We start from the raw sequence: 11,815 nt of genomic DNA on the forward strand, positions 1-11,815 counted from the left end.
CAAGCGGCTTGGCAATTAAAACCTGTTTCCTGCCGTTAAGTTGAGTTAGTATCTGTAAAAACGCGACTAACTCTAACTTAACAAATGAATAATCCCAAGAGCCTAAGCTCTATCAAGTTAATCAAAGAATTTACCCGCTTTAAAGCGTTATTGCGCGAGAAACCTGAGGCGACCATTGATGACGTGCTCGACGTACTGGCGGTCTTTGATGTCTATGAACCGGATATGTTTTTATGGTTAGAACAGGGGATTGATTACGGTAGGCCCGATCAGCGTGAATCCTTGTTTCAGGCGTATCAACAGCTAGACCGCGAAATGACCTTGCCATTAAACGAAGCGGTAACGGCGTTTTTCAATATCCTCGCAGAAGACGGCCAAACTGAAACGATTGCGCCAGAGTATGCGAAAACCCTCGACGAGCAGTTGGTGAAAGCCATCGAATGGGCAAAAGAGTTTAGCAGCCCCGACTTACTGACCCTGCAACAGCAAACCCGCGACGTGATTAAACGCATCAAAACACGCATAGTGGGTCAAGATGATGCCGTTGAACAGCTGGTCAAAACCTACTCAAGCCAGCAGGTCAGTCGTCTCGGTCAGCGGCCCCGAGCCGCAGCATTGTTGGTTGGGCCGGCACAGAGTGGTAAAGGTTTTTTAGCCCGCGTGCTGGCGTCAGAGTTGGCCGACGAGGACAATCCTCGTCCGGTTTTCGAGCTCGATTTAAGCTCCCTGCAAAGTGCCAACCAAAGTGCGCAAATCGATGGCAATGAACCAACCTACAGCAATGCCAGACCCGGCAAGTTGACCAGTTTTGTGCGGGAGAACCCGCGCGCGGTGGTGGTCTTGAAGAACATGGATATGGCCGAGCCCAATGTGATTAGCCGGCTGGCATCCATTTTTACCGATGGCGTATTGGTGGATCAGTTTGGTTTTTTCAAAAACAACGACCTGGAAGCGGAGCAGATTGCGCCTCCTGAAGTGGATTTTTCGCGCACACTGGTCATTGCGACCACCAGTTGCGGGCAGCGTTTGTATGACGATCGTATGTTCTGGCAAACCTACAGCGACAACCGAGCGCAGGCCATTTCTTTGTTAACCTCGGAAATTCGGGCTGAGCAGAGCAGTACGCGCAAGGCCGCCGCAACCATGTTATCGATGTTTGCGGATAGTGACGTGATTCCGTTTAAACGTCTCAGCGGAGCTGATTATGAACTGATTTTTACCCGTGCAGCTGCGCAGTTAGTTGACGACTTTACCGCCCGCTACGGTATCGATATTGAGCTTGAAGCTAATGATACGCAAGGTCTGAGTCGGCTGTTGATAAGCCGTGACTTGCCGCACGTATCGCCGCAGGCGGTCAGTACCATATTAGAAACGGAAATATTGCAACTGCTGCTTGGCAATGACGAGATTGCCTTGCAGGGTATCAAGCGTGTGCACATCGCACTGTCTGAGCGTAGTCGAGAAACGGCGCAGCTCATTGAACAATGGGCGGATGGGGCAGACTGGCTGGAACAGTTGCTGCGCCGTAACCAATACCTGTCGTACCACTGGGCTGTCAGCGTCGATGGTAAGAAGTTGCACCTGACCTTAACCGATGCGCTACTCAATAAGCACCTGCAGGTACAGGATATTCGTGGCAGCGGCGCAATCAGGCTGGAAATCCCAGACGTCAGCTTCGCAGACATCGCGGGGCATCATGCGGTGAAAGAGCAGCTTCAGGACGTGGTCGACTTGTTACGTCACCCGGAAAAAATTTCACAGTACGGCGGTTCGGTGGCAAAAGGCATGTTGCTCTGGGGCGTGCCGGGTACGGGTAAGACGATGCTGGCCAAAGCGCTGGCAAAGGAAGCGGAGTTGCCGGTCATCAGTCTGGTCGCCACCGAGTTTAGCGATGTTGAGACTACCCGTGAGGTTTTTGCCCGAGCCCGCCGCTATGCCCCGAGTATTCTGTTTATCGATGAACTTGATGCCGTTGGTAGCCGCGACAAGAATGGCCATCCGGCACTGATTAATACCTTGCTGTCTGAGATTGATGGCTTTGATACCAGTCTGCACGAGCCGGTTTTTATTATCGCCGCCACCAATCTGCCAAACAGCATTGATCCGGCTTTATTGCGGTCGGGGCGTATCGATTTGCACATCGAAGTACCCAACCTGGATCGTGACGCACGTGCCTTTTTTATCGATAAAATCTTGTCGTTACCGGTAGCAGAACCTGTCGATCGTAATGCGCTGCTGGATTTAAGTTCGGGCATGACCGGTGCCGACTTAATGCGCACGGCCTCGAAACTGGCCGCTCATCTTGCCAGCCATGAAGGGCGGCAGTTGTCTGAAAAGCACATCATAGAAACCTTGCATCAACACCGTTTTGGAGAAGTGAGGACAGTGCAGCGTTCCCAGCAGATCCGAGCATTAATTGCTTATCATGAAGCCGGTCATGCGGTGGTGTCGTCAGTGCTTAATCCCTCCAAAACCATCACGACCATCAACACACTGACGCGCAAAAACATGGAAGGTTTTGTGGCCTTTAACGGTGATTACGACAGCAACCCGCAACGTCGGGTAACCTACACCGAGTGTCTGGAAGATATTGCCGTTTACCTTGCCGGGCGGTTATCCGAGCGGCAGTACGCGCCCCGCCTGGAGCCGTGTGCGGGTGCCAGTGACGATTTAGCGAAAGCGACCCAAATCGCCGAATACGCGATAACCGAACTGGGGCTGGACGCAGAACTTGGTTCCTTGTCGTTGCGCGATCTGCCCGGTTATTACCGTGAGGCATTTACTGACAAAGTGGTTACGCGACTGCATCACTGGTTGCAGGAAGCCGAAGCGCTCTGTCAACAAACCCTTGTTGAGCATTGGAGTAAGGTCGAAAAGGTCGCCAATGCATTAATGGATCAAGAGATCATCACCGGTCGCCAGTTTTATCAACTTATCGAGGATTAACGCTATTATGTCATATACGTTGCTAGCTTGGCTGGCGGGCATATTTGCAATAACGACCCTGGTGCTTGCCTTGTGGGGCGTAGCGCAACGCCGTCAGCGTCTGGCGTTGAGCGCAACCAACCCAACCCCACAATTGGCGACACGCTCGCTCATCGAAACCGCCATCGCTGTGCAACTTGGGCAAGACCCTAGCGGAGCCGTAGTGTTTATTGACATGGACGACTTCAAGCCAATTAACGACCAGTTCGGTAAAAACGGTGGTGATAAGGTGTTGGCAACGGTGTCATCTCGATTAAAAACCTTCTTTGGTGAGCATGTGTATGTTTGCCGTTATTGCAGCGACGAATTTATCGCCTTCATTCCTTCGCAGGTTGTCCCCGCTGAACTGCTGGCGGACTATCTCGAGCGGCTACAGGCAACTCTGTCGAATGACTTTACGCTAATGAGCCGGCCCATGTCGCTGACCGCCAGTATCGGTTACTACCGGCTGAGCTCTGATACTGAGAGTCCGACCCAGGCTATTCAGGCCGCTGACATTGCCATGGGCGAGTCTAAGCGTCAGGGCGGCGCCAAAGTTACCGAATTTAGCGACGCACTGTGGCAACAGTACCAGCGGGAACTGACGATAAAAACAGAGTTACAATTAGCACTCAATAACGAGCAATTGGTGATTTTCTACCAACCCATAGTCGACTGCATCAGCCACGATATTGTCGCGGTCGAAGCGCTGGTTCGATGGCCAAAAGATAGCGGCTTCGTAGCGCCGTCCGAGTTTGTTGCGGTTGCCGAGCGGTCACGACAAATCGTCGAACTCAATCAATACATACTGCGTCAGGCGGTCAAGCAATTTGCCGCGCTACCCGGCAACATTCGGTTATCGGTTAACATTCCCGCCAGTCAACTGCACGCCACCGATTTAGTCGCTGACGTAAAAGAGCTGCTCGAGACCACGGGTTTGCCGAGCCAACGCTTGTATCTGGAACTGACTGAAACCGAATTGGTGACCGATTCCGCGCATGTATTGAATCAGTTGCAGGCGCTGCGCGCGTTGGGCGTTGGCATCGCGTTGGATGACTTTGGCACCGGCTATTCAAACCTTCAGTATCTAAAGCAGTTGCCGGTGGACATCGTCAAATTAGATCGTTCGTTTATTGATGATATTGGCGATAAAGCCGCCGATAACCAATTGACCGGCTCGATTTTGGACATGCTTCGTTCACTGGATAAATACTTGATCGTCGAAGGCATCGAAAATTTACAACAAGCCGAATACCTGCGCACATTTAATGTTAACGCCCTGCAGGGCTTTTACTTTCATAAACCGATGCCGTTGGAGGCCCTGCGGGCGGTGTAGGGTCGCTGCGCTCGCGATGTAGGTGTTGCGAGCGCCGAAGGCGCAAGCAACAAACGGCGATGGCCGAAGGCCGAGCCCAAACCGCAAGCGCGACAGCGCGCCAGGCAAGCAACGCGCCAAGCCGCGCAGCGACAAGCAAGCGTAGCGCCCAGCGCGAGCGAAGCGAGTGCGTAGTAATATTTCTGTCATCTGTTGGGCCTTTTGGTACGTTACTCTATAGAGAAGTTTTTTTGAGTTGTAGGTCGCGCCTCCGGCGCGACATTTCAATGTTGTAATAGCTTGCGCCACAGGCGCAAGCTACGACTTTGGGCGTGGTGGCATGAAGTTTTATAATAAAGAACTCAGTTGGTTATCGTTTAATGAACGTGTGTTGCAGGAAGCGGCTGATGAGGCGGTGCCGGTTATTGAGCGGATGCGCTTTTTGGGCATTTTTTCCAGTAACATGGACGAGTTTTTCCAGGTGCGGGTGGCAGACGTACGCCGCCGTATTTTCTTTAGCCAGTCACCGCAGGAACGTCGCGAGCAAGAACAATTGATGGCGCAGTTGCAGATTAAAGTGAACGAACTGCAACAAAAGTTCGATGACATTCTGGCCCGCGTCATCGTTGCGTTGCGGGAGCATCATATCCATCTGCTCGAACCCCAGCAGCTCAGCGCCGATGAAAAACAACGGTTGAAATTTTTCTTTATCGAAAAGGTTCGTCGCCATGTGGTACCGATCCTGGTCAACGATAAAATCAACCTCGCAAACGCCATTCGGGAAGACGAAAACTACCTGTGCGTTGAGATCCTCAACGATAAGTGCAAATGCTACGCGCTGATCGAAGTACCCGCCGATGATATGGATCGCTTTATAAAACTGCCGACCCATGGCCGTTCACGGGATCATAAGGTACTGTTTCTGGACGATATTCTGCAGCTCAATCTGGATGAGCTGTTCCGCGGCATTGTGCCGTTTAAACGGTTGCGGGCGTTCTCGTTTAAAATGACCCGTGATGCCGAATACCGGCCGTCGGACGATATCGAGCAGAGCATTCTGGAGCGCATGGAAGAGGGCCTTAAGCAACGGATTAAGGCCGATCCCGTGCGTCTGGTGTACGATAAAAAAATGCCCGACGAGATGCTGGTGTTTTTAAGCGAAAAGTTGAACCTGAACCGTTTTGACTCGCTGGTCGCCGGTGGTCGTTATCGTAATACCCGTGACTTTGCGAAGTTCCCCAACTATGGCAAAACCTCGCTCGAGCACCCGCGTCAGCCAGCGCTGCTGCATCCAAAGTTTTTCCACCACGACAATGTGTTTGATGCGGTGCGTAAGAGCGACATTTTACTGTATTACCCCTATCATCGCTTCGCCCACTTTACCGAGTTTGTGCGCCAGGCCGCTTATGACCCTAAAGTAACCCGCATCGCCATTTGCATCTATCGGGTCGCGCCGAATTCACGGATTTTGCACTCGCTCACCGATGCCGTGCAAAACGGCAAGCACGTCACCGTGATGGTCGAGTTGCAGGCACGTTTTGATGAAGAGGCCAATATCGAATGGGCGAAAGAGCTGACCGAGGCCGGCGTGCACGTCAGTTTTGGTATTCACGGCTTAAAAGTGCACTCCAAGCTGGTGCTGGTGCACCGTCAGGAGGGCATCAGCGAGCGGCGCTATGCGGTGATCGGTACCGGCAACTTTCATGAAGGTACCGCGCAGGTGTACACCGATTTCAGTCTGTTTACCTGTGCTAACGAACTGACCGCTGATGTTGAGCGGGTGTTTCACTATCTCGACCAGCCCTACCGACAGCATCGCTTCCGGGAGCTATTGGTGGCGCCGGTTAATTTACGCCAGCGTTTGACCGACTACATTGACTATGAAATCGAGCAAGCGCAGCTGGGTAATCCCGCTGAGATTTTTCTCAAGGTGAATAATCTGGTCGACGACAGCTTGATCGTGCAGTTATATCGTGCGTCACGGGCGGGGGTTAAGGTGCGCGCCATTGTCCGTGGTATGTGTGCGCTGCGGGCTGGTGTAAAAGACCTCAGTGAAAACATCGAGGTGCGCAGTATTGTGGATCGCTACCTTGAGCACCCTCGGGTGTATTACTTTGCGCACGGTGGACAGGCGGAGGTGTTCATTGCCTCCGCTGATTTGATGACCCGCAACCTCGACTTCCGGGTTGAGGTCGCGGCACCGGTGCGTGATAAGGATGCCCGTACGGACGTGATGCAGGTGCTCGAGTTGCAGTGGCGTGACCGGGCGAAAGCTCGTCTGATTGATGCCGAGCAAACCAATCCCTATGTGTGCGATTTGAATCATCGCCAGCAGTCGAGTCGCCGGCGACGGTTACTGCGCTCACAAACGGCGATTTACCGATATTTTAAACGGCGGGGCAAGGATTATGACAACATCGACTAGCCCAACGGCTAATGCAGTGCCGCAGTTTGCGGCGTTAGACCTTGGCTCGAATAGCTTTCATTTGATCATCGCGCGACTGGTGGAAGGCCAGTTGCAACCGATTTTTAAATTTAAACAGCCGGTGCAACTGGCACAGGGGCTAAACGGTCGCTATTTGTCCGACGCCGCCATTGAGCGCGGTGTCGAAGCGCTTAAGCAGTGTGCGGCGAGGTTGGAAGGTTTTGATCCGGAAAATGTCAAAGTGGTGGGCACCCACACCTTGCGACGGGCGAAAAACCGTAAACAGTTTCTGGCGGCAGCAGCGCGGGTGATGCCGTATCCCATTGAGGTGATTTCCGGCCGTGAAGAGGCCCGCCTGATCTATCGGGGGGTCTGCGAAACCATCGCCGAAAAAGGCTCTGAGCTGGTGATCGATATCGGCGGCGGTAGTTCGGAATTTGCCTTTGGTAAAGACAAAAAAGCGCAGTTCCTCAGTTCTCGCAGTGTCGGCAGTCTGGTGTGTTCGGAGCAGTTTTTCGGGGACGGCAAGCTTACCGCCAAGCGGTTTGAAAAAGCCGTTGTGTATGTTCGCCAGCAGGTTGAGCCGGTCGCTAATGGACTTGCCGGCTACACCATTCAGTCGGTGTTTGGCACCTCGGGTACCATCAAGGCCATTCATCAATGGGTGGTTAAACGTGCCGGCGAACAGCCACTGGGATTAACGCTGGCGCACCTGTATCACTGCCGCGATGAATTGATCGCCGCCAAGCACCTGAGCGATTTGCCGACCGACATTATTTCGGAGGATCGCAAGCAGTCGATTGCCGGCGGTGTCGCGGTGCTCATCGGTGTGTTCGAAGAACTCGGCATTGAGCGTATGCTGCCCCATGATTCTGCATTGCGCGAAGGGGTGTTGTACGAGTTGGCGCAGGAGGTGTTAAGCCATCAGGACGTGCGCGAGCGTACTATCTCCAGTTTGGCGCAGCGTTATTCAGTCGACGGCGCGCAAGCCGACCGGGTCTGGCGCACGGCTTATCAGGTGTATCAACGTGCTGCGGCGTTGTGGCAAATTGATTCACACGATTTAGAACTGTTGCTTGAGGGCGCCGCGAAGCTGCACGAGGTGGGCCTCAGCATCAGCGCCAGTGGCGTGCAGAAGCATTCCGGCTACATTCTTGCCAATGCCTATATGCCGGGCTTTAACGCCGAAGAGCAACGCTTTTTAGCCACTGTGGTACGGTTTTTCCGCAAAAAAATAAAGCCGGAGGAGCTGCCTGAGCTGGCGTTGTTTGAGCACAGTCAGTTGTTGAAGCTGATGATCATTCTGCGTTTAGCGGTGATCATTAACAGTGATCGGCAGGATCGGGAGCTGTTGCAGGACGTCAAAGTCACCGCAAACGGACTGACGCTAAAACTGACCAAAGCCGCCCGTTTGGATTCGGTGCTGCAAGCGCAACTGGCCGACGAAGCCAAAACCCTGGGCAAGTTGGGTTATCGGTTGACTTAGGGCCTTCGGCCGATCTAGGGCCTTCGGCCGGTTTAGACTCGCTGCGCTCGTGGTGTAGCTTGCTGCCTTCGGCGCAAGGGTATAGGGGCTTCGCCCGTCAAACCGCGAGCAAAGCGAGCCTATCCCGGCGAAGCCCTAAACCGCGCGAAGCGCCCAAACCGCCGGAGGCCTAAGCCGCCGAAGCGCCTAGGCCAGCCGAAGGTCCGGAAGGTTTAGAAGCTATACATCGCCATCAGTTGCAGGCGGTTTAAATCACCGTCGACGCCGGCTTCGGTTTCGCGGTTTGCTTGTGAAATTTCCGCACCGAAGGTCAGGTTAGACGCTGGTGAATACATCAGGTTGAACGCCAGGCGTTGGGTGTATTCGGTCATGTCACCAGCCATACCCAACAGTGCGTCGTCGTTATCGGCCCAGCCGCGTGAGTAGACCACGTTTGAACGCAGTTTCTCGGTCCAGAAATGGCGGTAAGCAAACGAGATACCGGTAGAATCGATGGTTTCCAGACCACCGTCAGCGTCAATGTAAGCGCCGTTCCAGGTGTTCAGACCCAGATAGCGGCCAAGGCCAGAGCCGGTAGTGATTGACGCACGGATGTCGTCCATACCAAAGCTGTATTTCGCGCCTAAGCTAACACCGTAACCAAAAGCCGTTTCATCGTCGCCGCTTTGTGCCACATCATAAGTTAACTGGCGCAATAACGCGGATGCCTGCCATACCAGGTTGTCTGCTTTACCGGTGTACTTAAAGGTGACGTCCGGCATCAAACCGTCGCTGGATACGATACGGCTGCCGCTTTCGTCGGTCACTGTCGTTTCCGGGTTTTCAAGAGACGCACTAAAGCCACCGGAGGTGTAACGGATCTGCGCTTGACGGTTAAACACGATACCATCAGTGATACCGATAAAATCGACCGATTCTGCCAGAATGTTCAAATCCTGGAAGTTTGACCAGGTTTGACCAAAGGTCCAGTTACCGTATTTGATGAACGCATGGCGCAAACGCGGGTTGTAGGAGTTAGAAATACGCTGGTCGCCGTCCGGCGTCAGCATAAAGTCCATTTCGATATGGCCGGTCAGGGTTTCACCGTTATCCAGTTCGGTTTTGTTGGTAATAAAGAAGCGTGACTGACGTGCGTGAAAATCAGTTGCCATGTCATCGCCGTCGCCACCGACCGGCGTCAGGCTGGGAATGTACTGCTGGCGAGCAATGCTACCACTGTCCGGTGCCGCACCGTCGGCATAATCCGATACCATCATGTCGAGTTTAACGAAACCACCAAACGTGAACTCTGAGTCCTGCGCCTGAGCGCCGAAGCTGGTGACGCCCATCACTGCTGCTGCCGCAGCCGTAAGTAAGAATTTGTTCTTGTTCGAACTTGAAGCCATCGTGTGTTCTCCCGTGTCAGCCAAGTTTTTAGTGCTTAAGATAAGCTTTATAAACGCCATTAATTCTCGTTAATTGTTCAAATTTTCGCAATCTAGACTATGGTCTAATAGTGTTCAGCCCAGGTATTACGTACAAAAGATGCATCATGCGAATAAGGAGGAAGTGGTAATGTCGCAACTCTATAAAGTGCCGGATCACATTAAGCAAACTGCAAAACTTGATAACGACAAATACTTAGAACTATACCAACAGTCCGTCGACGACCCGGAAGGGTTTTGGCGTGAACAAGGTAAACGCATCACTTGGTTCACTCCTTACACTAAGGTCAAAAATACGACCTTTGAACCGGGTAACGTCAATATCAAATGGTTTGAGGACGGTACCTTAAACGCTTGTTACAACTGTGTCGACCGCCACCTCGCGGATAAAGCGGACAAAACCGCAATTATCTGGGAAGGTGACGACCCGAGTGTAGACAAACACATCACGTATCGCGAGTTACATAAAGAGGTATCCCGTTTTGCTAATGGCCTGAAAAAATTAGGTATTGGCAAAGGTGACCGTGTGGCAATTTACATGCCGATGGTGCCTGAAGCCGCCTATGCGATGCTCGCCTGTGCGCGCATCGGTGCTGTGCACTCGGTGATCTTCGGTGGCTTCTCGCCGAACGCGATTGCCGACCGCATCAATGACTGCGGTGCCAAAGCCATTATTACCGCCGACGAAGGTCGCCGCGGTGGCAACACCATTGGGTTGAAGAAAAACGTCGATGCTGCGCTGGATGATGACGCCTGTCCGACGTTAGAGCACGTCATTGTGGCACAAGTGACCGAAGGTCAGGTGAGCTGGACCGAAGGCCGCGATGTCTGGTGGCACGAACTGGTTGCTGACGTCAGCAGCGAATGTCAGGCTGAAGTCATGGATGCCGAAGATCCGCTGTTTATTCTGTATACCTCGGGTTCAACCGGCAAGCCGAAAGGTGTGGTGCACACCACCGGCGGTTATATGGTGTATGCATCGATGACACACGAGTACGTGTTTGACTGCCACGATGAAGATATTTACTGGTGTGCCGCAGACGTCGGCTGGATTACCGGTCACTCGTATATCGTTTATGGCCCGTTTGCAAACGGTGCAACTACGGTGATGTTTGAAGGGGTACCGACTTATCCGGGCGTTGGCCGTATCGGCGAAATCGTTGATAAGCACAAAGTCACCATTTTATACACCGCACCAACGGCGATTCGTGCGCTGATGGCAAAAGGCGATGAAGCGGCGAAAACCTCGAGCCGTGACAGCTTGCGCATCATGGGCAGTGTGGGTGAGCCGATCAACCCGGAAGCCTGGGAATGGTATCACCAGCGCATTGGTAACGGTAAGTGCCCAATCATGGATACGTGGTGGCAGACCGAAACCGGTGGCATCATGATCACGCCACTGCCGGGTGCGACGGATCTGAAGCCGGGCTCGGCAACACGTCCGTTCTTCGGGGTGAAACCGGCGTTGGTGGATAACGAAGGCAATAAGCTGGAAGGCGAAGCCGAAGGTGGGTTAATTATTGAAGACTCGTGGCCGGGTCAGATGCGTACGTTGTGGGGAGACCACGAACGCTTTGAGCAAACGTACTTCTCGACCTACAAAAACGTGTACTTTACCGGTGACGGCGCGCGTCGTGACAGCGATGGCTATTACTGGATCACCGGTCGTGTGGACGATGTCCTGAACGTTTCCGGACACCGTCTCGGTACTGCTGAAATTGAAAGCGCGCTGGTTGCTCACAAGGCGATTGCCGAAGCCGCTGTCGTCGGTTATCCGCACGATCTGAAAGGGCAGGGTATCTACGTTTACGTGACGCCGGTTGAGGGTGTGGAAGTGACCGACGAGTTGACCAAGGAAGTGCGTAATTGGGTGCGCTCCGAGCTCAGCCCAATCGCCACGCCGGATCTGATCCATTGGACCAGCGGCATGCCAAAAACCCGTTCCGGCAAGATCATGCGTCGCATTCTGCGTAAGATCGCCGCCAACGAGTTTGACAGCCTGGGTGACACCTCAACCCTCGCCGATCCATCCGTCGTCGACGACCTCATCGAAAACCGCAAAAACAAGTAGCGCGTGCCTCCGGCACGCCTCGTGCGCTGCCGCTTGCGCCTTTGGCGCAAGGGGAGCGCTAGTAACAAGCAGGCTTTACAGGCTCTGTTGCCCCCGTGTCAGGGGGACGCCACGAGCACGTCCGTGTGGG

General features: G+C 53.4%; 6 protein-coding genes. 5 read left to right on the forward strand and 1 reads right to left on the reverse strand.

Annotated features, from left to right (window positions below):
* Window positions 1–84: 84 nt before the first annotated feature.
* From C5610_RS02650 to C5610_RS02665, 4 genes are all read left to right on the forward strand, one after another.
* On the forward strand, window positions 85–2,946 hold the full coding sequence (locus C5610_RS02650; protein WP_105305771.1) for an AAA family ATPase: 2,862 nt from the start codon (window positions 85–87) through the stop codon (window positions 2,944–2,946).
* Between the two features lie 7 nt (window positions 2,947–2,953).
* On the forward strand, window positions 2,954–4,300 hold the full coding sequence (locus tag C5610_RS02655; protein WP_105305772.1) for a putative bifunctional diguanylate cyclase/phosphodiesterase: 1,347 nt from the start codon (window positions 2,954–2,956) through the stop codon (window positions 4,298–4,300).
* 319 nt (window positions 4,301–4,619) lie between these two features.
* Window positions 4,620–6,704 (forward strand): polyphosphate kinase 1, encoded by a 2,085-nt coding sequence (ppk1, locus tag C5610_RS02660; protein ID WP_105305773.1) that lies wholly within the window; start codon window positions 4,620–4,622, stop codon window positions 6,702–6,704.
* A complete protein-coding gene (locus C5610_RS02665) occupies window positions 6,688–8,190 on the forward strand; it encodes an exopolyphosphatase (protein ID WP_105305774.1) in 1,503 nt (500 codons plus the stop codon). The genes ppk1 and C5610_RS02665 overlap by 17 nt, the downstream gene beginning before the upstream one ends.
* A gap of 212 nt (window positions 8,191–8,402) precedes the next feature.
* Here the strand turns inward: C5610_RS02665 and C5610_RS02670 are convergent, their stop codons facing one another.
* Window positions 8,403–9,575 (reverse strand): DcaP family trimeric outer membrane transporter, encoded by a 1,173-nt coding sequence (locus C5610_RS02670; protein WP_105307681.1) that lies wholly within the window; start codon window positions 9,573–9,575, stop codon window positions 8,403–8,405.
* Window positions 9,576–9,744: 169 nt separating this feature from the next.
* Between C5610_RS02670 and acs the strand changes: the two genes are divergently transcribed.
* Window positions 9,745–11,685, forward strand: a complete 1,941-nt coding sequence (gene acs, locus C5610_RS02675) for an acetate--CoA ligase (protein WP_105305775.1) — start codon at window positions 9,745–9,747, stop codon at window positions 11,683–11,685.
* Window positions 11,686–11,815: the final 130 nt, after the last annotated feature.

The sequence above is a fragment of the Idiomarina sp. OT37-5b genome (assembly GCF_002968395.1).
Taxonomy (GTDB): Bacteria; Pseudomonadota; Gammaproteobacteria; order Enterobacterales; family Alteromonadaceae; genus Idiomarina; species Idiomarina aquatica.